This window comes from Pseudomonas sp. NPDC078700, from assembly GCF_044542375.1.
GTDB lineage: Bacteria > Pseudomonadota > Gammaproteobacteria > Pseudomonadales > Pseudomonadaceae > Aquipseudomonas.
The window spans coordinates 271167-297345 of sequence record NZ_JBITUI010000003.1 but is presented as its reverse complement, the minus strand read 5'-3'; the positions used below and the strand labels follow the sequence as shown (position 1 = coordinate 297345).

Annotated in this window: 19 protein-coding genes; 8 read left to right on the top strand and 11 right to left on the bottom strand. The window is 54.2% G+C overall.

The features are described from left to right. Nucleotides 1-20 precede the first annotated feature (20 nt). Nucleotides 21-1376: a TolC family outer membrane protein gene (locus ACIGCM_RS11685; protein ID WP_397502225.1), complete on the bottom strand. Its 1356-nt coding sequence runs from the start codon at nucleotides 1374-1376 to the stop codon at nucleotides 21-23. Nucleotides 1377-1845: 469 nt separating this feature from the next. Here ACIGCM_RS11685 and ACIGCM_RS11680 point away from each other — a divergent pair, with 469 nt between their 5' ends. Then, a complete protein-coding gene (locus ACIGCM_RS11680) occupies nucleotides 1846-9186 on the top strand; it encodes a retention module-containing protein (RefSeq protein ID WP_397502224.1) in 7341 nt (2446 codons plus the stop codon). Nucleotides 9187-9295: 109 nt separating this feature from the next. Next, a complete protein-coding gene (locus tag ACIGCM_RS11675; protein WP_397502223.1) occupies nucleotides 9296-9634 on the top strand; it encodes a tryptophan synthase subunit beta in 339 nt (112 codons plus the stop codon). 112 nt (nucleotides 9635-9746) lie between these two features. Here ACIGCM_RS11675 and lapD read toward each other — a convergent pair whose 3' ends face one another. The 4 genes from lapD to ACIGCM_RS11655 all read right to left on the bottom strand — a co-directional run bounded on the left by lapD (nucleotide 9747) and on the right by ACIGCM_RS11655 (nucleotide 13612). Beyond that, the gene (lapD, locus tag ACIGCM_RS11670; protein ID WP_397502222.1) at nucleotides 9747-11696 is read right to left on the bottom strand and encodes a cyclic di-GMP receptor LapD; all 1950 of its coding nucleotides are present in this window, start codon (nucleotides 11694-11696) and stop codon (nucleotides 9747-9749) included. A gap of 9 nt (nucleotides 11697-11705) precedes the next feature. After that, the gene (gene lapG / locus ACIGCM_RS11665) at nucleotides 11706-12395 is read right to left on the bottom strand and encodes a cysteine protease LapG (RefSeq protein WP_397502221.1); all 690 of its coding nucleotides are present in this window, start codon (nucleotides 12393-12395) and stop codon (nucleotides 11706-11708) included. A 200-nt stretch (nucleotides 12396-12595) separates the two neighbouring features. Then, entirely contained in the window at nucleotides 12596-13009 is a 414-nt protein-coding gene (locus ACIGCM_RS11660) for a YbaN family protein (protein WP_397502220.1), read from the bottom strand. 15 nt (nucleotides 13010-13024) lie between these two features. Continuing rightward, nucleotides 13025-13612 (bottom strand): UPF0149 family protein, encoded by a 588-nt coding sequence (locus tag ACIGCM_RS11655; RefSeq protein ID WP_397502219.1) that lies wholly within the window; start codon nucleotides 13610-13612, stop codon nucleotides 13025-13027. 263 nt (nucleotides 13613-13875) lie between these two features. Here ACIGCM_RS11655 and recQ point away from each other — a divergent pair, with 263 nt between their 5' ends. The 4 genes from recQ to ACIGCM_RS11635 all read left to right on the top strand — a co-directional run bounded on the left by recQ (nucleotide 13876) and on the right by ACIGCM_RS11635 (nucleotide 19491). Next, on the top strand, nucleotides 13876-16011 hold the full coding sequence (recQ, locus tag ACIGCM_RS11650) for a DNA helicase RecQ (RefSeq protein ID WP_397502218.1): 2136 nt from the start codon (nucleotides 13876-13878) through the stop codon (nucleotides 16009-16011). Nucleotides 16012-16153: 142 nt separating this feature from the next. Then, complete coding sequence (locus ACIGCM_RS11645; RefSeq protein WP_397502217.1) at nucleotides 16154-16588, top strand: MarR family transcriptional regulator; 435 nt, start codon at nucleotides 16154-16156, stop codon at nucleotides 16586-16588. A gap of 334 nt (nucleotides 16589-16922) precedes the next feature. Beyond that, the gene (locus tag ACIGCM_RS11640) at nucleotides 16923-19097 is read left to right on the top strand and encodes a FimV/HubP family polar landmark protein (protein WP_397502216.1); all 2175 of its coding nucleotides are present in this window, start codon (nucleotides 16923-16925) and stop codon (nucleotides 19095-19097) included. Between the two features lie 100 nt (nucleotides 19098-19197). Then, the gene (locus ACIGCM_RS11635) at nucleotides 19198-19491 is read left to right on the top strand and encodes a SelT/SelW/SelH family protein (protein ID WP_397502215.1); all 294 of its coding nucleotides are present in this window, start codon (nucleotides 19198-19200) and stop codon (nucleotides 19489-19491) included. Nucleotides 19492-19540: 49 nt separating this feature from the next. Here ACIGCM_RS11635 and ACIGCM_RS11630 read toward each other — a convergent pair whose 3' ends face one another. The 3 genes from ACIGCM_RS11630 to ACIGCM_RS11620 form a co-directional block, all read right to left on the bottom strand. Then, nucleotides 19541-20392: a DMT family transporter gene (locus tag ACIGCM_RS11630; protein ID WP_397502214.1), complete on the bottom strand. Its 852-nt coding sequence runs from the start codon at nucleotides 20390-20392 to the stop codon at nucleotides 19541-19543. Further along, nucleotides 20389-20724 carry a tRNA-binding protein gene (locus ACIGCM_RS11625; RefSeq protein ID WP_397502213.1) on the bottom strand — a complete coding sequence of 112 codons (336 nt, stop codon included), beginning with the start codon at nucleotides 20722-20724 and terminating at the stop codon, nucleotides 20389-20391. Before ACIGCM_RS11625 ends, ACIGCM_RS11630 begins: the two co-directional genes overlap by 4 nt. Nucleotides 20725-20808: 84 nt before the next feature. Further along, nucleotides 20809-21561, bottom strand: coding sequence for an AraC family transcriptional regulator (locus tag ACIGCM_RS11620; RefSeq protein WP_397502212.1), 753 nt, complete (start codon nucleotides 21559-21561; stop codon nucleotides 20809-20811). Between the two features lie 150 nt (nucleotides 21562-21711). On the opposite strand from ACIGCM_RS11620, the gene ACIGCM_RS11615 reads away from it, so the two are divergent. Together ACIGCM_RS11615 and ACIGCM_RS11610 are read left to right on the top strand one after the other, a co-directional pair. Continuing rightward, the gene (locus ACIGCM_RS11615; RefSeq protein ID WP_397502211.1) at nucleotides 21712-22536 is read left to right on the top strand and encodes a UDP-2,3-diacylglucosamine diphosphatase; all 825 of its coding nucleotides are present in this window, start codon (nucleotides 21712-21714) and stop codon (nucleotides 22534-22536) included. Beyond that, nucleotides 22533-23558: a glycosyltransferase family 4 protein gene (locus tag ACIGCM_RS11610; protein ID WP_397502210.1), complete on the top strand. Its 1026-nt coding sequence runs from the start codon at nucleotides 22533-22535 to the stop codon at nucleotides 23556-23558. The genes ACIGCM_RS11615 and ACIGCM_RS11610 overlap by 4 nt, the downstream gene beginning before the upstream one ends. A gap of 28 nt (nucleotides 23559-23586) precedes the next feature. On the opposite strand, the gene ACIGCM_RS11605 is transcribed toward ACIGCM_RS11610, so the two are convergent. The 3 genes from ACIGCM_RS11605 to ACIGCM_RS11595 all read right to left on the bottom strand — a co-directional run bounded on the left by ACIGCM_RS11605 (nucleotide 23587) and on the right by ACIGCM_RS11595 (nucleotide 26042). Then, entirely contained in the window at nucleotides 23587-24975 is a 1389-nt protein-coding gene (locus ACIGCM_RS11605; protein ID WP_397502209.1) for an adenylate/guanylate cyclase domain-containing protein, read from the bottom strand. Between the two features lie 151 nt (nucleotides 24976-25126). After that, nucleotides 25127-25708 (bottom strand): HD domain-containing protein, encoded by a 582-nt coding sequence (locus ACIGCM_RS11600; RefSeq protein ID WP_397502208.1) that lies wholly within the window; start codon nucleotides 25706-25708, stop codon nucleotides 25127-25129. Between the two features lie 16 nt (nucleotides 25709-25724). Beyond that, nucleotides 25725-26042 (bottom strand): Mpo1-like protein, encoded by a 318-nt coding sequence (locus ACIGCM_RS11595; RefSeq protein ID WP_397502207.1) that lies wholly within the window; start codon nucleotides 26040-26042, stop codon nucleotides 25725-25727. Between the last annotated feature and the right edge of the window lie 137 nt (nucleotides 26043-26179).

Genomic DNA, 26179 nt, shown 5'->3' with positions numbered 1-26179 from the left:
GTACTGCTCCTCGCCTTGGGCTACTTCATTTCTGGGAGTCGTGCTTCACTTTTCACATCGCTCAAGGCAATGGCCTCGCTCGGAACGATGACTTGCTCTTGTTGAAGCAATGCGCCCATGGTCGCCATGACCCGGTACATGGAGAACTCTTCGGTGTAGCGAACATCTGCGTAGCGACGGTTGGCGGTGAACAATTCGTTTTCACTGTCGAGCAAATCGAGCAGGGTGCGTTGCCCCAAGCTGAACTGCTGCTGATAAGCCCCTCGCACGCTGGACGTGTAGTTCGCATAGTCACGTGCTTTGGGGGTCTGCAGTCGCGCGTTTTGCAAGGCGTTCCATGCCAGGGAGAGGTTTTCGTTGAGCATCCGCAGTGCATTGTTGCGGATATCCATCGATTGATTAACCTGGTGCGCGGAAGATTGCATCCGTGCTTTGTCGCGCATGCCGTTGTACAGGTTGTAGTTCATCACAACCGCAGCACGCCAGGTGTTGTAGTGGCCTTCATCGCCCTGAATGTTGTTGTCTGCTGTGGTCGCCAACTCACCATCGAAGCGTGGGTAGAAAGGCGATTTGGCTACCTCGTATTGTTTCTCGGCTGCGTTGACATCGGCCTGGGCTGATTTCAGGTAAGGGTTGGACTCCATCATGGTCTGCCGAGCGACCAGTAGGTCTTCTGGCATATTGCCTCGGATGGTTGCCGGGCTCTCCAGCTCATCGGCGGGCCGGCCCACTGCGCTGTAGAAGTTGGCTTCAGCGTCCGCGAGGTTGACTTGCTCGGTATACAGGTTGTTTTCAGCCAATGCTAAACGCGCACTGGACTGATCGAAGTCTGCGGTGCTGCCAACGCCTTGCTGGCTGCGCAGGTCTATCTGGTCGTTGATGCGCTGGTGCGCTTGGAGGTTGTTTTTTGCCAGGCTGACCATTTCTCGACGTTTGAGCACGTCGAGGTATACCTCGACGGTGCGCAGCGCCAAGCTCTCCGCAGTGCCGCGCACGTAGTAGGCACGGGAATTGACCACCGATTCGGTGCGCGCCACTTCGTTTGGCGTATTGAAACCATCGAAAAGCATCTGCCGCAGACGTAACTCAGAGGTTCCGTAGTTCAGCGTTTCGTCGTTGTGGTTGCCAAGAAAACGCGTGCTTGGGCTGTCGGTATTTTCCCGACCATACCCGGCCAGCAAGTCGACGCTGGGTTGATAACCACCCTTGGCAATTTTTACTTCCTCGTCTGCCGAGAGCCGGCTGTTCATTCCCGCATGCAATTCGGGATGATTATCGAGGGTGCTTTGAATCGCTTCAGACAGCGACATAGCCTGCGCCTGTGAAAATGTCATTGCTATGAGAATGCCGCTGTAAAGCACGTTTAATGCGCTCATGTTGTTTGCTCCTTGTTGCTTGCCCTAGCATTGTCGCCAATTAGTTGACGTTTTTTAGTGTTAAACCGTTTCAGGTTTGTAACAACAAAGCTAAGAACATCTTTGGCGAAGCCTCATAAAAATTTCTCACAAGGGTTATTCCTAAAAAATCTTAGGCACTCTGAGAAATTCAGCACATTGTTACTCTCAGATGGGCCAGCAAATAATAGGCTTTGTCCATTTTAGGCAAGTGTGTTGCAGCAAAGGTGCAAGGGCGAATACCAAGAAATAAGTATTAGGGCGGGGCTGATTCAGATGGTTGTGGTAAGTGGTTCGTTAAGCGACATTTTTTTGGCATGACGTGTTTTTGAAGTACTTATCGCGCCATTTGAATCTATTTTTTATGCAAAGCTCGATACCTGAAAATTGTGTGTTCGTCTTCTAAGAGATGTGCCGGTGAAAGCCGGCCGCCGTAGATGAGGACGAGACAATGGCATCCCTGATTGGTGTAGTTACCCAAGTTGTTGGCGAAGTAATTGCGGTGGCCGGCAACGGTTCACGGCGTCCCTTGGTTGAGGGGGATCGCCTGTTCGCAGGGGAGCAAATTATTACCGGGGCAGCGGGTGCGTTGGCGGTCAGACTCAGCAACGGCGAAATGCTTACGCTGGGACGTGACAGTAGCCTTAATCTTTCTGAACAGATGCTTGCCCATTCTTCGGATGGCGCTGGCGTGCCGGTGCAGGATCTGCCTGTTACCGCGCCAAGTGCCGAGGATTTAACCGAGGTTGAAAAGCTCCAGGCTGCAATTGAAGCTGGCCAGGACCCGACACAAGAAGCTGAGGCAACAGCAGCAGGCCCAGGTGGCGGTGCTGGTGGTGCCGGTGGAATCGGCGGTGGTCACAGTTTTGTGTTGCTGGATGCGGTCGGCGGCGGCGTTGATCCTGAAATTGGCTTTCCAACCGTTGGCTTGAACAGGGGGCCTGAGTTCGTCAATCCGGATATTGAGGTCGATCCAAGGCCCGAAGCGGTTGTTGCACCCGAGCCGCCAGTGGTCCAGCCACCCATCGAACCTCCGGTGGTGCAACCGCCTGTTGAGCCTCCAGTTATTATTCCTCCAGTAGTCGAGCCGCCAGCGCCCCCTGTACCTGAAAACTTCACACCCGTTGTCACGGTGGATTACCAAGACTTTATCGGTAGCGTGATTGCCGGTCCGGCCATCGTCGAGGAATCGGCACTTGCCCAAGGCACCAATCCTTCAAGCAATACCGAACAGGCCAATGGCACCTTTGTCGTTGAGTCTCGTGATGGTGTGTCGGCGCTTGAAGTGATGGATGTAAATGGCAACTGGGTGAATGTCACTCAGGGTGCCAGCGTGCAAGGCCAATATGGCGTGCTGACGGTGGATGCCAATGGCAATTGGAGCTATGTGTTAAGCACCAATACCTTGGATCACACCAACCCCAACGCAACCGGGGCAGATGACCAAGTTGGTGAAAGTTTCAGCGTACGGGTAACCGACCTTGATGGTGATGTTTCTCCGACCGCTACTTTGAATGTGTTGGTCAATGATGATGGACCCATAGCCGTTGTTGATGAGGCCGCGCAGATTCATTTGTTTGTCGATGAGGATGAAACCGCCCAAGGCAACACCGATGGCGACAGCACCACCAACAGCACTTCAGCGGCCCCAGGTACGCTCAATACATTGGTCAATTTTGGGGCCGATGGTGTGGGTTCATTTGGCCTATCTCACAGTGGCGCTGCAATCAGCGCTCTTGAAAGCCAGGGCCTTACTTCTGGTGGCGCTGCGCTGAGCTACAGCGTGGTGGGAAACACCCTTACCGCAGTGGCCAATGGGCAAACCATATTTACCTTTACGGTGGGGGCTGACGGCAGTTACAACTTCACCCTGACCGGGCCGGTCGATCATCCCGTGCAGGACGGCAACGATGACGAGCTACTGAGCTTCCCCCTCGACCTTTCGGCGATCCTGACTGCAACCGATGGCGATGGCGACGCTCTGGCAGCAGGTTTCCCGGCTGGTAGCTTTACCGTCAACATTGAAGACGATGTGCCGGTGTTTGCCGGACCGCCAAGCGGCCAGAGTGAGGCTAGAACGCTGTTCGCTGTGGCACAGCCCTTTGGTGTACATGGGAATGTTCAGGAAGATGCGCTTACCACCTCGGGCGGCGCACCCTATCAGGGCAACCCTGAAGGTGGGCAAGTGGTTAGCGCCCATGGTGATGCTGGTGTACTCAGCAGCCTGGTGAATTTTGGTGCGGATGGCCCGGGTGATTTTTTCCTCAATACCGATGTTAGCCAGCTCAATGCCCAAGGCCTAACCAGCGAGGGCTCCGCTTTAAGCTACGCAGTTGTTGGCAATACGCTGACAGCCAGCGCTAACGGTCACACCATCTTCACATTAAGTGTAACTGCCACCGGTGGTTATGATTTTGTACTCGAAGGCCCCATCGATCACCCGGTAATCAATGGCGATGACAGTGAAGATCAATCGGTTCTTAGTGTCGATTTCTCTGCATCAATAGCTGTAACAGATGGCGATGGTGACCCCTTAGCCGGCGGTTTTCCACCCAATACCTTCACCATCAATATTGAAGACGATGTACCGATTCTAGTCGGTGGGGAAAACAGCCCAGTCGTCAGTGGCAGCGTCCAGGAAGATGCATTACTCAGCGCCAATGGCGCGCCTTACCAGGGGAATCCAGAGAGTGGTCAGTCGGTTAGTGCCCACGGCGCTGATGGCGTGCTTAAAGCACTGGTCAGCTTTGGTGCGGATGGCCCGGGTGATTTCTCCCTAAACGGCAAAACGGCGTCACTTATCGCGCAGAACCTGACCAGTGAAGGCACTGCGCTGACCTATACCTTTGCCGGTAATACGCTGACAGCCAGTGCCAATGGTCACGCTATCTTTACCCTGAGCGTAACCGCCACTGGCGGTTATGATTTCGTGCTCAAAGGCCCAATAGACCACCCGCTCGCCAATGGCGATGATAGCGAAACGTTGCCCGGTTTAGGGATCGATTTCTCTGGCATTCTCAGTGCCACCGACGGCGACGGTGACCCGCTGACTGGCGGCTTTGCGGCCAATACGTTCACCATCAATATCGAAGATGACGTGCCGGTTGCACAAAACGCCATCGCCCCATTAATCCTTGATGATGAAGGCTTATCCGGCGGAATCAACGGGGGTGTTGGTGACACCCTAGGTGCCGCCACCAGTGTCAGCGGTACGCTCAGCTATGCCGCAGGTGCTGATGGGTTGAAATCCGTGGTGCTTAGCGGGCCGATTAAACTTGGGGTAGAAACTGTTGATTCGGTATGGGATGCAGCCAGCAACACGCTGACCATTTCCTCGGGCCGTGGCGATTTGGTTACGGTTGTTCTTGACCCCGCGACGGGAGGCTACACCCTGACGTTACTGCAACCCGTCCTGCACGTTGAGGGCGGGGCGGAAAACGATGCACTGCTTAATATCAATGTCACTGTCACCGATGGCGACTCAGACGCGGTGACCAGCACCCTGAGCGTTACCATTGACGATGACACACCAAGCATTGAGCTAGGTGCTGTGGCGGATACCTCGTTTGTGACCTTCAACGGCAGTGATGCAGGTTACGACAATAGTTATGGCTACTACGTTAAGAACTCAGACGGTACGCCCGCCAGCGGCAAAATTATCTGGGCTAATGTGCATGATGTAAGCATTGGCCAAACCGCCAGTCTGGACGGCTTGAACCCTGAGGATGTTGGCTTCTTTATCATTCCAAACGGTGGCGCAAATTCCAGCCTGAGCGATGGTGCTGAGCTGACCTTCGCCATGGTCGACGGCAAATGGCAGGCGCAACTCAATGGTTCAGCCTTGACGGGTGCTGACGGTGCCAATGTGCTGTTTAGCGATGCCACGCTTAATCCGGGCGGTGCGCATTTGCAGGATACGGCTGATCCTGGCAACCAGAACTGGGAAGACCAGACCCTAAGCTCCGACTTCGACTACAACGACGTCAGCACTTCAGTCACTTGGGGCGGGCAGTTACAAGTCGATGAAAGCTACCTGGATATCAATGCCAGTCGTGATTTTAGCGGGGTTTTCAATGTTCAGGCCGGTGCTGACGGCCTGCGCAGCATGACGTATTCGCTGGGCATTGCTGACCCTGTATTTGGCATCGTCGATTCTGGTTTGATCGATTCGCTGACCAATCAGGCGGTGTTGCTTTCAGTCAACTCAGCGGGTGAAGTTGAAGGCCGCACCAGTGGTGGCGATTTGGTATTCACTGTCAGTGTCAGTTCTGCCGGTGTGGTAACCCTGGATCAGGCACGCGCCATTGTTCACCCAACCAGCGACCCGGATGAAGTCAAGGTACTGGGCAGTGACCTTATCCACTTGACCGCAACGGCAACCGACAATGACGGTGATTCGGTTGGCAGCACTCTGGATTTGGGCAAGTTAATCAGCTTCAGGGACGATGCGCCCACCGCCATTGACGATTTTGCGCAAACCCTGACTGAAGGCAATGTGAGCAATATTGCCACCGGCTCGGTATTGACCAATGACCTGGCAGGTAATGATGGCGGCAAAGCCTTCGTCGGCTGGAACAGCACGCTAAACGCTGGCGCGATAACCGAACTGAGCAAGTACGGCACCCTAGTGCTAAATGACACTACCGGTGAATACAGCTTTACCCTGAACAACAGTGATCCTGACACCATCGCGCTCGCCCAGGGACAGATTGTCAGTCAAAACCTCGATTACACCATGCGCGATTTTGATGGTGATATTTCGACTGCAACCCTGACCATAAAAATTGTCGGTAGCGATACCGGTGTGACCCTTGAAGGCTTGAAGGTGGAGGGCGGTGAGCTGACCTTCAATGAAGAAAACCTTACCAACGGCAGTTCGCCCAATGCAACTCTGCTCAGTGATGATGGAAGCTTCACCATCACTGCCGGTGATGGCATTGCCAGTATCCAGATTGGCACCAGCAGCTTCACCTTCGCGCAACTGCAAGGCGCGACCCCCGGGGCTCCATTGAGTGTCGACAGTCCTGCCGGGGTGCTGCATATCACTGGCTACACCGGCACCATTGCTGGCGGCACCGTCAGCTACTCATACACCTTGCAAGACCCATCGATGCACCCAACAGCCAATGGTGAAAACTCAATTGTTGAACAATTTGCCATCAAGGTCACCGACCTTGATGGTGACACCGACAGCGCTACCCTGGATGTGACCGTGATCGACGATGTGCCGACAGCGGTTGATGACAAGCCAGCCTGCATCATTCAATCAGCTCAACCTGCGGTGAACCTGACGCTGGTGCTGGATGTGTCTGGCAGCATGCAGGGCGCTAAGCTCAATGCGTTGAAAGCGGCGGTGGCAAACCTTGCACAGTCTTACGCTGAGTTGGGTACTGCGGTGCATATCAATTTAATTGCCTTTGCAGCATCGGCGTCAGAAATCGGCGATTACAGCTTTTCCTCGACGACTGATCAGGGTTATCTCGACCTGCTCGCCAAAGTTCAAAGCCTGAGTGCTAATGGCAACACCAATTATGAAGCGGCGCTCAACGTCGCTAAAACCGAAATTGGCCATGACCTGGCCGCGCCAGGGGCTGACCCCGCTCAGCAGAATAAGCTGTATTTTATTTCCGATGGCGAGCCCACTACGGGTAAAACCGGTCAAGCGCTTACCAACTGGATCAACGACAATTGGAGCAACAGCTTCATCGGCAATATCGATGGCGATGGCAACCCGGCCACTAACAGTTTTCAGGCCTATTCGGTAGGGATTAGCACCACGGGTTCATATTTGCAGCAAATATCCAGCGACCATACGGTGACCAATACCTCGCCGGCTAATCTGGCGGCAACCCTGGCTGATCTTGCCGGGGTGGGCGGTGATGTTTCTGGCAATGTGCTGGCTAATGATCAACCGGGTGCCGATGGCATCGACCATATCCAGACCATTACTGTTGGTACGCAAAGTTTTAGCCTGAACGCAGCAGGGAATGGCATCATTACCAGCGGTGTTGGATCGGTCAGCTATACCTACGATGCCGCGACCGACAAACTGACGCTGACCACTGCAACCGGTAAATTGACCATCTACCTTGATAGTTCACCTGGCCATGCAGCCGGCGAGTTCAGTTTTGTCGCCAATGCGGACTTGGTGTTTGGTGAAACCGGGCAGATAACACAAACGTTTAACTACACGGTGGTCGATGGTGACGGTGATCCAAGCAGCGCCAACCTGGACATCTGTATCCGCAGTGATCAGGCCGTGCTGGTCGTCGGTAACAACGCCAGCGACTATGGCACCGGCATCGACAGTTCAGTCACGCCGCACTTTATCGCCAGCCCGTTTGACAGTGATGGCAAAGGACAGATTACTGGCGTCGGCGGTAAAGACACCCTGATTGGTGACATCGGCGGTGCTGGCGCGCCGAGCATTGATCCTGCGAAAGACTACAACATCGCACTGATTCTCGATCGCTCGGGCAGCATGGCCGATGACCCGGATGGAGCTGGTGGTCATAGCAGCCGCCTGAGTTTGCTCAAGGATGCCGTGCGTTCTTTTCTCGATAAGCTTGAGGCGCATCCAGGCAATATTAACGTCGCCTTGGTGATCTTCTCTTCGACCTCATCATTATTACTGAGCGGTTCACTGGATGATGTACAGGCGGCACTGAGTGGTAACAGGGATGCGTTGGACAAAGTCACCGCCGATGGAGGCACTAATTACGAAGCTGCTTTCAAAACCGCTAATGCCTGGTTTGCAGGGGTTGAAGGAAATCACTATGAAAATCTGGCGTACTTCCTGACGGATGGTGACCCAACCACCCATAACAATGACAACAGCGATACTGGCACTGTGGTCAATATCAATGATGTCAATCGTGCGCTGGATGACGCCAGCGTACTGATGGGTCGAGCCGAGCTGCATGCAATCGGCATTGGCTCGGGTATTAACAGTGATGTGTTGCGTTACTTTGATAACACCGAGCATCAGCCCGGCAACGTCAGCACCCATGTGGCTGGCGGTACGGTAACCGCAACCACTGGTCAGCCTGAGATTGTGCTGACAGCGGATCAGCTTTTTGCATCGCTTGATCCAGGGCATACCACGCCTGGCTCATTATCGACATTGGGTAACGATCATTTAGTCGGTGGCGGTGGCGACGACCTGATCTTTGGCGACGCCTTGAACACCACATGGATCGCTGGTTATGAAACTGCCGCGCCAGGCTTCCAAGTGCTGGTTGATCACCTGACCAGTGTTAATGGCGGTACGGCACCGAGCCAAGCGCAAATCGTCAGCTTTATCGAAACCAATGCAGAGGCTCTCGGGCTCTCTGTGCCAAACTCGGGCGGAAATGACAGGCTTGAGGGCGGAAGCGGTAACGACTGGTTATTTGCTCAGGGCGGTGATGACCTGCTGATTGGCGGTATCGGTAATGACCAACTGTTTGGCGGCACTGGGGCTGATAAATTCGTATGGACCGCTGATGACCGAGGTAGCGGCTCCCATGATGTGGTGCACGACTTCAGCGCTGCACAAGGCGACGCTCTGGACCTGTCCTCGCTGTTGGTCGGCGTGGCTGACCCCGGCAATGCAAATGAGCTCAGCGCTTATTTAAATTTCGCACCCAGCGGCGGCGGTGCTGATACGCAAATCAACATCTCCAGTTCAGGGCATGTCGCTGACCCCGGCAGCATTGATCAAACAGTTACCTTGGCCAATGTGACGCTATCAGGCGGTGATACCGCAGGCATTATTCAAAACATGTTGGATAATCACACCTTGGTATCGTGATGGCCGTCACCTTGCAAGGCGCTGTTTTTTAAAACAGCGTCTAACCTTAATCAAGCCCGTCAGCTGAAACGCTGGCGGGCTTTTTTCTGGCCTACACGAGGTGATGCCCATGGTTTATGTTCAGCTTGATGAAAAGCAACGGATTCTGCGAGTCGAGCAAGAACCATTTGCGAGCATGACCAAAACCATGGCCCAAGATAACCCTGATGTACAAGCCTGGTTGGCCAGTCATGCCTTGAATAATCGACTGATTGACTTGCAGCGATCTGATCTGGAGATGGTTCGGGTGCTGGAAGATCTGGTCACGGTACTGGTTGATCGCGGCGTCATCCGCTACACCGATTTACCCGAAGCGGCGCGGCGAAAACTGCATGTTCGTGCAGAGGCTAGGGCCACATTGGATGGTTTGAGTGGCTTGTTAGGGGATGCTGATGAGCGCATTCCGTAGAGAGAGAATTACCACAGCTCCGTGGCCGTCATGCTACGCAATACTCGCCACCAATGATGGATGAAAACGCGCCATTTCCCCCCACAAAGGCCTGTGCCAGGGCCTGGTTTTGTTAATCCTGCCAAGGGCTTGGCGCGCCAATCAGGCGGCCCATTGCGCCTTCAACGCCCAATTCTTTGAGCACATCAAGTTCACCCTGCGTTTCTACCATCTCGGCAATCAGCGGCAGATCGATGCTGTTGGTTGCACGGTAAATGGCTTCTATAAACAGACGTTTATCGCTTTCCTGATCGATTGCACGAATATAACTGCCATCGATTTTAAGGTAAGCCAATCCTAAATGGGTCAGATTGCCGATCAAACTAAAGCGCCCGCCAAAGTGCTGTAAACCAAGAGGGTAACCGGAGGCGCGGATTTTCTGGGCCAGTGCCTCAAGCTCTGCCGCTGGTGGCAGATGGCGCTCATCCAATTCCAGGGTCATCAAAGCGGCTTGTTCAGGATGCTGATTTAGCACTTCGAGCAATTTGGCCCAGCTCTGCGGTTCACGCAGGGTGGCCGCCGATAAACTCAAGGCGAGCGGGGTGGGGTGCTGTTCCAAGTGCCTGAGGCTATGTTCAAGCATGGCCAAGTCAAATCTTGAAGCCCAGCCAAGCCGGTCTATCCAGGGGATAAACCGGCCAGCGGCTATGGCCTCACCTTGTGCATCCAATAAGCGTGCAAGCACCTTGTTGTGCATCAGGCTGTTGGTGTCGTCACAACGGCAAACCGGTTGAAAGTACAGCTGGATTTTATCGCCAGTTAACGCCTCGTTGATCCATTCCCGCCAGTCGTGAATGCCTTGACCGGTTGCCAGATTAAAATCGTCAAGGCGTTCCCAAGGTTGCTGCGGGTTTTTACTCTGTGCTTGCGCCAATGCCTGATCGGCGCGACCGATAACGGTCTCGGGGCTTTCTCCCGGGCGGTAGGCGGCAATTCCCATGTGGGCGACCGGCTCGCAATCACTGGCACCCGTTTGACTCAAGAGTTTCAGTTGTTCGCTGAGTTGTTGCGCCAGCTTGTCGGCGTCTTCACCACTCAAGCCTGGCGCGAGCAAGGTGAACTCACCACCACGGCTGCGCGAAGCGAGCCAATCGCCGGCTTCATGTTGCTGCATAACCTGGGTCAGCTGACCGCCAATGGCCTGAATCAACCTGTCGGTTTTTTGCCCGCCCAGACGTTGGTTGAGACCACCCAGATCATTGATCCGCAGGAACATCAAATAACCATCTGAGTTTTGTTCTGTCAGGTCGAGTTGCTGCGTCAGTTTGAGGTCAAACAAACGCCGGTTCGCCAAGCCGGTCAGGCTGTCCTGATAGGCTTGCTCACGCAATTTCTCACTGCGTGCGGCTTCTTCGGCGAACAAGGTTTTGAGTTTTTCGACCATCAGATTCATGGCCAGAACCACGCGTTTGAGTTCGGGCGTACGCGGGACTTTGGGCAGCGTCAGGAATTCACGCCGGGTAATCGCCTGTGCCTGCTGCACCATATTGTCCAGCGGTCGCAGTTGAGTGCGCAGCAGCCAGCCGCCCAGCACAGCACTGACCAAGCCGCAGCCTAGCAGCCAGAGCAAGCTGCCAATGGCGCTATCCCAAAGTTTGGACAAGGCAAACTGCGGATGGCTGAGCACTTCAACGCGGGCGGCCTGTTCCCAGCCGCGCATAATTAACGCGTCACCCCCTTCGGGCGTTAGGTCCACAAGCTCGACAAACCAGGCGGGGACGTTTTCCGGCGCTATGGTGGTGCGCCGCTCGACAATGACGCTGTCATCAGCAATGTTCACCACCCGAATCGTGGCGTAGTAACCACTGTCAAATATCGAGCTAACCATCAGCTCAATCATCGCTGGGTCATCAACATGGGGTGTCAGCGACAGGCCCAGAGCCGTTGCCGCATCCTGCGCGTGGGAGCGCAACTGGCTCAGTAACTGTTCACGCGAGCTTTCCATTCCGGTGATAAAGCTGCCTGTAAAGGCTACGACCAGAAACAGGCAAATTGCCATAAACAGCTGTTTGAGTAATGACATCAGAATCTCCTAGCCTTCGCCTATGGCGAAACCTTCCGCACGCATTTTTTTAAGCAGGTCTTGCCAGCGTGATAGTTTTTTAGTGTCACTTTTCTTGCTGTTCGAACCCGGCAGGTAAACCCCTTCAGCGTTGAACGCATAAACCGGCAACAAATCTTTGCGCTGCGACGCTGGGCGGATCTCACCCACCAGATTGTCGAGCACCAGTGGTTCGCTGGTGGGGCTTGAGTAGTAGGTCAGCACCATGTGCGCTTGGTTTTGCTGCAGTGCTTTGACGTAAGTGATGCGCAGCTTTTCACTGGGAATGCCGAGGCGGCGCAGGGTGAAGTACTTGGCGATGGAGTAATCCTCACAATCGCCTGCGCCTTTGACCAGCGATTCAACAGGGGTTGCCCAGTAGTCGGCTTGACGCCAATTACGGCGGTCATCGGTGAAGCGCAGTTGTTGGTTGAAGAAATTATTAACCTTTTGCAGTTGCTGGTTTTCAGGGCTTTGCAGATTGCTTTCAATCAAGGCTTGCCACTGTTGCAGGCGTTGCTCGGCAGGCCCAAGCGAGCCGTAGCGAGCCTGAGCATTTTGAATGATTAGGGCGAAATCCCAGTTGGCTACAGCAGTGGCTAAGCCCAGCGCAAATACCAAGGCCCCTAGCCATAACAGGCCAAGGTATTGGGAGGCACGGCTGAACAGGCGTGGCGGCATCTGCATTTGCTCGACGAGGATCGCTCAAAGTTTAGGTGCTGTAATGGCTTTGTGCCTTAGGAGATGATCTATAAAAGCGCAATTAAGAGGGGCTAGGGTGGCAGCCTATGGCTTGCCCACCATGGGTCAAGCACCGCAAGGCTTATGGATGAGTCAACCGTGCGTTTTTTTTGCAGCGCTAAAGGGTGGATGCAAAAGCATCATCTACCCAGTTTATTGGCGTCTGGCAGGGTTTTCTGGCGCAGGATATAGACGGTCACGCAGACTGAGCTGGTCAGCATAAAGACGCGGGCCCAGAACATCGGCACCAGGTAACAGGATAAACCGATACTCAGCCACATCAGGCTTATTGAGTAGATTTTGGCCTTGCGCGGAATCCCTTCACCTTCAAGGTAGTCGCGAATCCAGGGGCCTAACTTGGGGTGATTAACCAGCCAATCATAGAAGCGCTCGGAGCTGCGCATAAAGCAGGCAGCGGCGAGTAGCAAGAACGGTGTGGTGGGTAGAACAGGCAAAAAGATACCGATGACCCCAAGCGCTACGCTCAGCCAGCCAATGGCTAGCAGGGCGTAGCGAACAGCGGGGTTACGGCTTTGCCTGACTTTACCCGTCATGCGGACGGCGCGAGATCAGTGTTGACGCGGCTTGAGCAGCGCTGGTTTTTCTTCCGGGGCATTGCACAGAAGAAACAACGCAGTCAGCAATTCAGGAATTTGCTCAACCATGCTGTCTACGAGATCGCGGTCACGGGCGATCTCGTCAAACTCTGGCTGCTCATCAAACAAGCCGGAACCGACCATGATGGGCAGCAGCAACTCGCTGACTTCGTCTTCCGAGTCTTCGAACCAAACCGACTCACGCAGGAATACGCCTTCCATAAAGCCGATACACCAGCCGCGCAGGTCAGAGTCATCTGGGTCTTCGCCCAAATCCAGCTCGCATGGCATCTCAGGATCATCATCACTGGCCAACTGGCGGGCGATGTGAGCCTTGAGCAGCACCAAGGTCGCTTCGATCTCTTCGCGCTCAGCGTCGCTGCGATAGTGTGGTGCTTCAGAGAAGAGGGCGTCGATCCACTCACGCTCAGGCACCTGTTCGCTGCAGATCGACAGGGCAGTGAGGTAGCCGTGGGCGGCGACGTAGTCCAAGGCTTCTTCGTGCAATTCATCAGCATCGAGGAAGTCTTGTAGACGGGACAGTTGCTCGGCAAAGGACATCGGGGGCTACCTTGAGGAAGTAAACGAGGCTGAATTCTAGTCTAGACAGCGCGCAGCGGCCATAGCTCAAGTCTAAACCATGCATAAAGGGTTGCAGGATTGTTGCGGTCAGTTGCATGTAATTCGCTTGGCCTTGTGCCTGAAAGCCACCCTGAAAGACTATTTTCAGGCATTTTTGGGGGCAGCCGGCGACAAATATCAGATGCAAAATTTTCTGCGCCGAGCACGTGCGTATAATGCCGCACTCGATTTGGAGACCTTTCATGCAAGACCCGGCACAACGCATCCTCAAAGACATCTTCGGCTATGACAGTTTTCGCGGCCGTCAGGGCGCGATAATTCAACGTGTAGCCAGCGGTGGTGATGCCCTGGTGCTGATGCCCACAGGCGGCGGTAAGTCGTTGTGTTTCCAAGTACCGGCGCTGATGCGTGACGGGCTGGCGGTGGTGGTCTCACCGCTAATCGCCTTGATGGATGATCAGGTTGCAACCCTTGATGAGCTGGGCGTCGCTGCGGTCGCATTAAACTCGACCTTGAGTAACGATGAGCAACGCGATATTGCCGACCGGATTCGCCGTGGCGAAGTCAAAATGCTTTATCTGGCACCCGAGCGGTTGGTCCAGCCGCGTATGTTGGCTTTTCTCCAGCGACTGGATATTGCGCTATTCGCCATTGACGAGGCGCATTGCGTTTCGCAGTGGGGGCATGATTTCCGCCCTGAATACTTGCAGTTGGGGCAGCTGGCTGAGCTCTTTCCGCACGTGCCGCGTATCGCCCTGACCGCAACGGCAGACATGCGAACCCGTGAAGAGATCATTAATCGGCTGCATTTGCAGGATGCCGAACGTTTTTTATCGAGCTTCGACCGGCCCAATATCTTTTATCGCATCGTGCCCAAAGAACAACCGCGCAAACAACTGCTTGGCTTTCTGGCTGCACGTAAAGGCGATGCAGGTATCGTTTATTGCTTGTCGCGCAAGAAGGTTGATGAAGTCGCCGCCTTTTTGAGTTCGCAGGGGTTTCCAGCATTGCCCTATCACGCAGGCTTGCCCAGCGAGTTGCGCGCTTACCACCAGAAGCGCTTCCTGAATGAGGAAGGCTTGATCATGGTTGCCACTATCGCGTTCGGTATGGGCATCGACAAACCCAATGTGCGTTTTGTCGCCCACCTGGATTTGCCTAAATCATTAGAAGCCTATTACCAGGAAACCGGTCGTGCGGGGCGTGATGGCTTGCCCGCCGATGCGTGGATGGCTTACGGCCTGCAAGATGTATTGCTACTCAAACAAATGCTCAACAATTCCGATGGCGATGAGCGCCATAAACGGGTCGAACAGCACAAGCTCGACGCCATGCTTTCGCTGTGTGAAGAGACGCGCTGCAGGCGTCAGGTGCTGCTGGGCTACTTTGATGAAGTCCTGGAAAACCCCTGTGGGCACTGCGACAACTGTATTGATGGCGTGCAAACCTGGGATGCGACTGAGCCTGCTCGCCAGGCGTTATCGGCTATTTACCGCAGCGGCCAGCGTTATGGCGTCGGCCACCTGGTCGATCTGTTGCTGGGCCGTGATAACGACAAAGTACGCAGTCTTGGGCATCAGCATCTGTCGATCTTCGGGGTGGGCAAAGACCGGGCTGAGGGTGACTGGCGCACCTTGTTCCGCCAGTTGGTTGCCCGTGGCTTTGCGGACGTTGACCTTGAGGGCTTCGGTGGTTTGCGCTTGTCTGACAGTTGCCGGCCGCTGCTGCGTGGCGAAGTACAACTTCAGCTTCGCCGCGATCTTAAACCTCAACAGAGCGCGAAGGCGTCGAGCAGCGCCGCCAGCCAATTGGTTCGCGGTGATGAGCGTGAAATGTGGGAGGCGTTGCGTACACTGCGGCGTAAACTGGCAGAGGAGCATGCGGTTCCGCCTTATGTCATTTTTCCAGATGCGACCTTGCTTGAAATGCTCCGCAGTCAGCCCGGTAGTTTGAGTGAGATGGCTCAGGTTAGTGGTGTAGGTGCACGCAAGCTGGAACGATACGGCGCAGCATTTCTAGATGTGCTGGGCGGCAAAGCGCAGGCTCCACGCGTGGTGACAGATATGCGCCACGAATTAGTCAGCCTGGCTCGCGCGGGCATGACCCCTGAGCAGATCGCCAGCCAACTGCAATGCGGCACTAAAAGTGTGTATGCAATGCTCGCTGAAGCGATTAGTCGTCAGCAGTTATCACTTGAACAAGCCTTGGATATTCCAGAAGAGCTCTTGGGTGAGGTGCAAGACGTATTTCTCAATGGCGACGGCGAACTGCCAAGCGTTAATGAAATCAGCCCGTTGTTTACCGGGCGGGTAGAAGAGGGCGTGCTGCATTGTGTGCGTGCGGCCCTACAAGCCGAGTTTGAAGGCGGAGCAGAGTAGCCTTAAAGCGACATTTATTTAGCCCAGTGCACACTCTGACGCATCTTGTAAGTCATTGGTGGATATCAACCTTGCTCTACTGACGAGGTTATGATTAGCTCACTAATAATTAGTTTTTCATACTTATAAGAGTCGTTTCATCATGTCGCTATCCGATCAGCATCGTTTTGCTATGCAAATTGCACAAATGTCCCGTTCTTGGCGTGCCGAGTTGGACCGTCGTCTAGTCGGTCTCGGCCTTTCTCAAGCGCGGTGGTTGGTTCTGTTGCACCTGGCACGCTTTGCTGAATTGCCGACGCAACGTGAGTTAGCGCAAAGCGTTGGCGTCGAAGGGCCTACATTGGCACGCTTGCTCGACAGCCTGGAAGCGCAAGGTTTGGTCAGCCGTCAGGCAGTGCCCGAAGACCGCCGCGCCAAAAAAATTGCCCTGAGCCCACAAGCAGAACCCCTAATTAAGAAAATCGAAGCGATTTCTACCGAATTACGCCAAGAGCTTTTCGCTGGAATCAGTGAAGACGAATTGGATCGCTGCCAGCAGGTTCACGCCAAGATTCTGAGCAATCTGGAAAAGCGCTAAACGCCACTTAAAGCCAAGAGCAGCCCGTCATTGCGACGTGCTGCTCTTGGCGTCTGCCGAGCTTTTTTAGCAAAACTGTGACGCAGGTCAAATTGATTTCCAGCATCGCCAAAGGGATTCTAGACGGGAACCAGTGATGGCTATTTGCCCAGAAAGTGCCCGTCCCTTATAGGATGCTGGTTTCAATAGTGGCTATACTGTCGAGGCAGTGGGCGGCACAAGGAACGTAACTCCCGATTAAGGTTCTACAGCTACGGATAGATTCATCACTCGGCAAGACGCAGCTAAGGCGTCAGTGATGAAGGCTGAGTTGTTAAGTGTTAAGGGAGAATCTATGTCTCGAGTTCGCCATGTATTAATCGGTCTAGTCTCTAGCTCGGCACTTTATTCTAGTTTTGCACCTGCACTTGGGCTTGGTGAGATAACCCTGCACTCGGCATTGAATCAACCGCTTGACGCTGAAATCCAGCTTGTTCAAGTGGGTGACCTGAATGCCAGTGAGATCAAGGTAAAACTGGCGTCTGCAGATGTGTTTAATCGCTCGGGTGTTGAGCGTTTTGTATTTCTTAATAATCTAAGTTTTACCCCGGTACTGAATAACGGTCGCAGCATTGTTCGGGTCACTTCAAGCCAAGCGGTGCGAGAGCCCTACCTGAACTTTATTGTCGAAGTCTCACGGCCCAATGGCCAGTTGTTGCGTGAATACACGGTATTGCTTGATCCGCCGATCACCTCAACCTACGGTTCCGCCTCGGCTGCGCCAAGCAGTCAGTACAGCGCGGGCGCAGCCCCTGCAGTTTCGACGCGCAATCCTGCGCCCGCTCAAACCTATGTACCGCAAGCACCCAGCGTGATGCCTGCGACCGAGCTCGGCCAGACACATCAGGTGCGCAGTGGCGACAGCATGTGGCAGATCGCATCTCAATTGCGCAATCAGGGCAGCACGGCGTCCCAGCAGACGTTGATGAATGAAATTTACGCCCTCAATCCTCAGGCGTTTACCAATGGGGATATCAGTCGGCTTAAAGCCGGTGTTAACTTGCGCCTGCCAGACACTGTTGTTACCGAGTTAGCCGAGGTGGTGGCAAGCCCAACAAGCCCAACAAGCTCAGCCGAAACTGAACCTGCGCCAACGACCGCTGCCAGCAATGGCTCAGTTGACGAAGCTGTTGGCGCAAACACCGCGGATTCAAACGCACAGAGTGCCAATACTGTTGCAGCGCAAAATACTGACGTCGCAGGCATCGATGCTCAAGCTGAAACCTTGGCGCAGATGCAACGCCGACTGGACCTTGAATTGGCCAATCAAACCAATGAGAGCCTGCGCCTGCAGCAACGCTTTGCTCAATTACAAGAGCAGGTTCACGCCCTGCAAGCCCAAGTTGATGCCAAGGACCAGCAGTTGTCCGAGTTGCAGTCACAACTGGACGCAGGCTCAGTACAACAAGCTGCAAATAGTGATCAACCTCAAGCGATTGCTCCAGCGCCCATCCAGCAGGACGAGCAGCCAACCAATTGGATGAGCTACCTCTATGGTTTGCTTGCGCTGTTGTTGGCCTTTTTGTTGGCACTGTTGTGGCGTTCCAAACGCGAGCCACAGCCGACGCAGGAAGTACCTGCTGTAGCGGTTGCTTCTGCAGAAGTTGAAGAATCGCCGACCTTGGATTCACTGTTTGAAGCACCTGCGCCGGCTCCTAACCCTGCATCCGTGCCTGTACCCGCTGTTGCAGCCAGCCGCCCAGGCGCGCCGGTGGATGCAATTGAGGCTGCCAATCTTTACATCACATATGGTCGTTACCCCGAGGCAGTAAGCGCCTTGCGCAAAGCCTTGCAAGTGCACCCTGAACGTCACGATATTCGTTTTCGCTTGCTGGAGGTTCTGGCATTGCAGGGCGATGCACCCAGTTATCAGGCAGAGGAAAACTTGCTGCGCCACAGCAATTTTTCCTCGGAGCGGATTGATCAACTAAACGCGCGTTACCCGCAGTTGCATGAAGATGACTTGCAGCTTGATTTCGAGGCGCTGGAACTTGACGAGCCGGCTGAGCCAACTGAGCCGAAAGCTGAATCAAGTGCAGCACAGGATTACCAGCTTAACCTTGACGACCTATCCTTGGATGCGGACTGGGACTTGGTGAGTCCATTCTCTCCAAAAACCAAAGCTAAGCCAGCCAAGCCTGAGCACGTAGATATAGAGACGAATCTACGGGACCTGCCAAGCCTCGAAGAGCTGCCCCATGATGACGATGCGTTCGCCACCCTTACCGCGGAAAACGAAGCAGACCTGGATGCGTGGTTCGAGGATGAGCCGAAAAGGTCGCTGGCCAATGTCGATGACCTGGCTGACTTGAAGACCAATACAACTAATGTTGCCAAGCTCAACCAAGCGTTGGCGTATATTGATCAAGGCAGCATCGAAAGCGCCTGCGACATCCTCAATGAGGTCATCAATGACGGCGATGCTAAGCAAAAGCAGGAGGCGCGCGAGCTTCTCGCTAAGATTGCATGAGTGTGCTTATCAAAGCCTGCCCCTGAGAGGCAGGTCTTTATTACTGATCAAGCCGGTTACACAGGTTACTATGGGCTGCCCGTGACAGTTGAGAACGATCATGCCTAGCGCGAAACCTGAAATTACCATCACCTACTGCACCCAGTGTCAGTGGCTGCTGCGCTCCGCTTGGTTGGCTCAGGAGTTACTTTCAACCTTCGGCGATGACCTGGGCAAAGTGAGCCTTGAGCCCTCTACGGGTGGCGTATTCAAGATTGTCTGCAATGGCGTACAAATCTGGGAGCGCAAGGCCGATGGCGGCTTTCCCGAGGCTAAAGTACTCAAGCAGCGAGTGCGCGATCAGTTTGATCCTCAGCGAGACCTTGGCCATAACGATGATCGCAAGATCCATTGATTCAGGCGCCTAGGGTGGCTAACGGTTTTATCCACCCTGGCAGTGCCTGTTACTTAGCCATTCGTGCTGACACAACGATGGCCACTATAATCAAGCTGCCGCCCGCGAGCATGCGCAGGGTCGGTTGTTCGCTGAACAGCCACCACGCAAACGCGATGCCGTAAACCGGCTCCAGAGCAAAAATAACTGCAGCAGTGCGAGCCTTTATCACCCGCAGACTGGCGACAAACAAGCTGTGGGCAAGCCCTGTGCAAAACACCCCTAGCAATGCCAGCCAGAACCAATTGACCAGGGTGATTTGCGGCAGTTGTTGCCATGCCATAGGCATAAAGACCAGCATGACCGTGAGGTTCTGGCACAGCGCCGCCTTGACCGGATCCAGCCCTTGGGTGCTGGCGCGGTTGAGCAGCGACAACAGTGCAAACAAAAAGCCTGAGAGCACCGCCCACAGCAGGCCGACGTTGGCTTGACTGTTCAGGTTGAAGTCTGGCGTCACCAGAATCAAGCCCAGACAGACTACACCCACCATCAGGTACTCGCGGCGGGGGGTGCGCTCACGAAACAACAAACCTTCGAGAAGCACGGTAAAGGCCGGAAAGCTGGCAAAACCCAAGGTGGCGATAGCGACGCCGGAAATTTTCACCGACTCAAAGAAGGTGATCCAGTGGCTGCCCAGTAGCAGCCCGCCAAGCGCCAGTAAGCCCAATTGGCGCGCACTGGGACGAAGGCCACGAGACTGGCTGGACAATTGCGCAAACAGCGCCAGTGCCAGCACGGCAAATACGGCTCTGCCTGCCGAAATATTCAGGGGTGTGGTGGTGGCTAATTTACCAAAAATCCCTGAGAGCCCGAAGAGCAGGGCACCCAAGTGAATGGCCAGTAATGCTTTACGTTCAGTCATGCCAAGCGTGCACCATTGGCAACAGGCATGTCGAAGCTCGCCAGTACCACCTTGTTGTCAGGGTCATATACGCCAGTGACCAGTACCTCTGAGGTAATCCCGGCAATGCGTTTTGCGGCAAAGTTGCACACGCACAATACCTGACGACCGATCAGGTCTTCGGCTTGGTAATGAGCCGTGATTTGTGCGCTTGAGGTCTTGATGCCGAGTTCCCCTAGGTCAACTTTGAGCACATAGGCAGGCTTGATTGCCTTGGGGTTATGGGCTGCCGAGATAATGCTGCCAACGCGCAGTTCAACTCGAGCAAAATCTTGCCATTCAATCTGCTGCATAACGCCTCCATATTTTGACATGGGCCATTCTAGAGTGCCCTGAACGAGGCGTCTGTCGCAGAAATATCAACTTTTATCGCGCTGCTATCGTCTTGCGCGAATTGAACGGGGCGTGCAGCCTGAATGGCGTGATAAGGCCGCAGTAAAAGCACTTTGCGATGAATAGCCAACACGCGCAGCCACTTCACCGACCGCAAGGTGGCTGCTTTGCAGCAACTGACGGGCTATTTCGAGGCGCTGATTGCGCACATATTCCATAGGCGTACAGCCGGTTTCGACTAAGAACCGGCTATGGAACCGTGCATTCGACAGGCCCGCTAAGCGTGCAAGATCGCTCACCTGTAAGGGGTACGCGGCATGCTCATGGATAAACCGGTCGATTGCCTGCAAAGGCAGGCGCGGCTCGTTGGCGTGCAGGCTGGACTGTTCACTGAGCAGGCTTGCCAGTAACAATGCCGCGCCTTGTTCGGCAATCACCGGGTCGTTGATCGGACTGGTCGCCAGCCAATTGACCAGTTGGCCCTGGGCACTGTTGAGGGTCAACGCTTGAATCTTGTCTGCCATCCGCAAACCGGCATCGGCATGTACACCCAGCCGCTCTTTTAGCCATTGTTCAGAGGGGATGTCCATGACTAAACAGTCGCTGCCTTCAGGGCTGCCACAGGCATGTCCGGTTGCCGCCGGAACCACCGCCACACGGTGGCGAATGACCTGACTGCTAACGCCTGCGACCTCGAACTCAAGCAAGCCGTTAAGGCCGAATACCAGTTGTGCATGGTCATGACTATGGCTTAGCAGGTCATGGCTGTAATGGCGCAGTGAGAGTGGCGAGTGCATACCGATATCCCCTTTGAGTCAGGCGATTCTATCAGTAGCCAGCGGGATCAGTGCACGACTGTGCAGTTGTCATTGAATTGAAGCGATAGCGTCATATTGCATTCACCCGCCTCACGCAAGCTCAATAAAACTCTGCCTGAGGATGCCAGGATGACGAGCGCACAGTTGATCAAGCCAAGCAGCAAGCAACGGGTCAGGACCTTATGGATTTCTGATGTCCACTTGGGCACACGGGACTGTCAGGCCGAGCACCTCTCAGCTTTTTTAAAGCGCTATCAGGCGGACAAGGTGTACCTGGTTGGCGACATTATTGATGGTTGGAAATTGCGCAGCGGCGTTTACTGGCCGCAGTCCCATAGCAACGTGATTCGGCGGTTGCTGACCATGAGCAAGCGTGGCACCGAAGTGATTTATGTCACCGGCAACCATGATGAGTTTCTGCGCCGCTACTCGAAGCTGATTCTCGGCAATATTCATCTGGTCGACGAAGCTGAGCACGTCACTGCGGATGGTCGCCGATTGCTGGTGATCCACGGTGACCAATTTGATGTGATCACCCGTTATCACCGTTGGTTGGCATTTTTAGGCGATTCAGCCTATGAGTTCACCTTGACCTTGAATCGCTGGTTGAATCATTGGCGGCGCCGTTATGGCTACGGTTATTGGTCGTTATCGGCTTACCTCAAGCACAAGGTCAAAAGCGCGGTTAACTTCATCAGTGATTTCGAGCAGGCAATCACCCACGAGTGTGCCAAGCGCGGTTTTAACGGTGTCGTTTGCGGCCACATTCACCATGCTGAAATTCGCCCAATGGGCGATGTTGAATACATGAATTGTGGCGACTGGGTCGAGTCATGCACGGCGTTGATCGAACACCTCGACGGCACCATTGAGCTCTACCGATTGGCTGAGGACCAGGCACGACAGGCGCAGTTAGTTGCTCAAGCGTCACCAGCGGTTGAGCCTGTTGCATGAGGATACTGATCGTCAGTGATGCCTGGGTACCTCAGGTCAATGGCGTGGTCACCAGTTTGCAGGCACTTATTGCTGAGCTACAGGTGATGGGCCATCAGGTGAAGCTTTTATCGCCCACTGATTTCCGTTCAATACCCTGTCCGACCTACCCGGAAATTGCGCTGGTCTGGAATCTCTGGCGGGTCGGGCCGGCGATTGAGCAGTTTCAGCCCGATTGCGTGCATCTGGCTACAGAAGGGCCGCTTGGCTGGGCTGCACGACGTTGGTTGAATAGGCGCAACCTGCGCTATTCCAGCGCTATTCACACCCGCTACCCTGAGTACGTGACTGCGCGTTGCGCATGGATTCCTCTACGCTGGGGGTATGCCTATTTGCGCCGTTTTCACCGCCGCAGCCAGGCGGTTTTGGTCAGCACCGAGCATTTGCGCAATGAGCTTTGCGGATGGGGGTTGCAGCGCTTGAGGCTTTGGCGCAAAGGGGTCAATACAAATCTTTTTCACCCCGAGCAAGAGGCGCGTGACGCTGTGCAGTCTGGCCCTGTGTTTCTCTACGTTGGGCGGCTGGCGCCGGAGAAAAATCTTGAGGCGTTTCTTGATCTCGACTTGCCCGGTATCAAGTGGGTCGTTGGCGACGGGCCGCAACGTAAAGCCCTTGAGCAGCAATATCCGGATATTGCGTTCTTGGGTTATCAGCACGGTGAAGCCTTGGCTAAGGCCTATCAGCAAGCAAGTGTACTGGTATTTCCCTCCCGGACGGATACCTATGGTTTGGTCATGCTTGAAGCGCTGGCCTGTGGTACACCTGTCGCTGCATTTGCTGTGCGTGGTCCCCTTGATGTGCTGCAACAGGGAGTCACTGGCTTTATGCATGAAGACCTTGGGCATGCGTGCCTGCAAGCGTTGGCGCTCAATAGTGAGCGCTGCGCCAGCGAGGCGGCCAAGCAGTCATGGAAGGTTTCGGCTCAAGAGTTTCTGGCTGAGCAGCCCTTACTGGATGCCGAGTTGCAGCAGATTCTGATTTGAGCGCCAACCATAAGCAGGCCGCGAAGGCCTACATGATTACCTTATCGCGCAATTCTTTAGCCGCTTGCTGCAACGCTTGAATTACGCGCTCTTTATCGAAGTTCTGAATGCCATTGGTGTCCAAGTACATCGAGAAGCCAGGCAGTTCATGTTCGACGTAACTGGAGGTTGCGCCCAGGTCACGGCGGAAATCGACCACTTGGTAAATCTGCACCGGGCGGGTAAAGCCCTTGACGTTGATCTGGCCTTTATCGCGGCACATGATCAGGTCTTTTACCAGCGAATAAGTCTCGTGGGAGATCAATATCTCGCCTGACTCCGCGGCGCTTTCAAGGCGGCTGGCGAGGTTTACGTCGCGGCCAATGATGGTGTAGTCCATCCGTGTGTCCGCGCCAAAATTGCCCACGGTGCAGTAACCCGTATTGAGGCCCATGCGAATTTCAAGGGGTTTGGTGATGCCTTGGGCGCGCCATTGTTGGCGTAGCACTTTCATGTGCTTGCGCATGGCAATGGCCATTGACACCGCAGCGACGGCGTCTTTCTTCGCGCCTTTGCTGGCGGGGTCGCCAAAGAACACCATAACGCTGTCGCCAATGAACTTATCAATGGTGCCGCCGTATTTCAGGCAGATCTTCGACATTTCATTGAGGTAGGTATTCAGTAGGTCGGTCAGCGCTTCTGCTTCAAGTTCCTCGGACAACTCAGTGAAGCCTTTGATGTCGGAGAAAAATACCGTGAGCTTTTTGCGTTGAGTCTCCAGCCGTACGGTTTTTTTACCACTGAAGATCGACTCCCAGACCTGCGGGGACAAGTACTTAGCCAGGCTGCGCGCCAAACGTGCGGCCTTTTCCTGCTCACGCTTGATGTCGCTGCGCACCTGCGCCAAATGCAAACCCTGTTGGTGGACAAAGTAGGCAGTAATGGCGATATAGAACATGGTGAACAGAATGCTCACCAGCGAGACCAGCGTTGGGGTTTGGCCTATGAACCTGGGGCTGAGCAACGCCGAGCAGGCTAGGGTGCTGATCAAGGTGGTGACCAGTGCCCAGCTCATATTGCGTAATCCGCCGACCACCAACGAGCTAAACAGCAGTGTCAGCAGGCTCATCAAACTCAGGACTGGGGAAAAATTCAGTAGAACAGCCAAGCAACCGCAATGTATGGCGTCAACAATCATTAAGCCTTGAGTGGCTTTTTCTGGATAGTCACGCTTGTAGCGCTGACTAATCTGATACGCCAAATGCGGATAGAGCAGGGCGTAAGGAACAATCCATAAAATGCTGTAATTGAAGTAGTGGGCGTAAGTCCCGGCTGCAATACTGGCAGCGACAGAAATATAAGCCAGAATGCGCGAGTAATATTCACGCATTAATGGCGCTGGCAATACATGGGGTAATGCAGCGGTGCGGACGGTCATGATACGGCTATGATCCCTAGCATTAGAACGCCTCTAGGTGGACGTTATATCGGCTGTTCGGCCAAACAGGGATCATAACCAAGCCGGGCTTAACCGCCAAGCGACAATGATGAATGTAGCGCTTTGGCGGATTATTGGTTGTGAGCGCGATTTAAGCGCTCTGTTTCACATCGCGGTAGATTGAACTTTTAGGTTGGGCAAACACGCGCCTCAACATGGGCTCGAAAAACTCGAGGGGCAGTGTTTCGTATGCGGGGTCAAAGGCTGAGGCATCATATTTTGCGCAGAAATCGATAGTTGCCTGGTACTGGGGATGGTCTTTGAATTGTTCGCGCAAGTGACGATCCATGCCCAAATGATGGAAGAAGTAGTAGCCCTGGAAAATTGCGTGCTTCTCGACTATCCAATGATTCTCTGCGCTGACAAAAGGCTTGAGCATGGCGGCTGCAATGTCGGCATGGTTGTAGCTGCCCAGGGTGTCGCCAATGTCATGCAGCAGTGCACAGACCACGTACTCTTCGTCACGACCATCTTGGTGCGCGCGGGTTGCGGTTTGCAGCGAGTGGGTCAGGCGGTCAACCGGGAAACCACCGAAGTCACCATCAAGCAGTTTAAGGTGCTTGATAATGCGATCAGGCAGCAGGTCGGCAAATGCGCGAAAGTCTTTGGCAATAATGGCCCAGTCATCTTGAGTGCCGTTTTCCATATGGGTGAAACGCGCGTGCATATTCATTGCTGAGCTCCTCTTATTAGAATTGAATGCGGCCGGTAAAGGCATCTTTGAGCATGACCCAGTCACCCAGTAATGAGTAAAGCGGGTATTTGAACGTCGCCGGGCGGTTCTTTTCGAACACGTAGTGGCCAACCCAGGCAAAACCGTAGCCCGCCACCGGCACTGCCAGCAGCCATAGCCATTGTTGCGTCAGTAAGCTGTACGCCAGGATCAACAGCACCAAGCTACTACCGGCGTAGTGCAGGCGGCGGCAGGTCGGATTGCTGTGCTCTTGCAAGTAATAAGGATAGAACTCAGCAAATGATTGGAAACGGTCTGAAACGTGGGCCGTCATGCTATGCCTCCTGTTGTTATTTTATTCAGGCTCAATAATGCTTACAGTCTAGGCTTGCTACGGCTATTAACCAGTGACATTAAGTGCCACATTGCTATCCTTAGCCGCCATTGCTGTCGCTGCGGCGTATGTCGAAT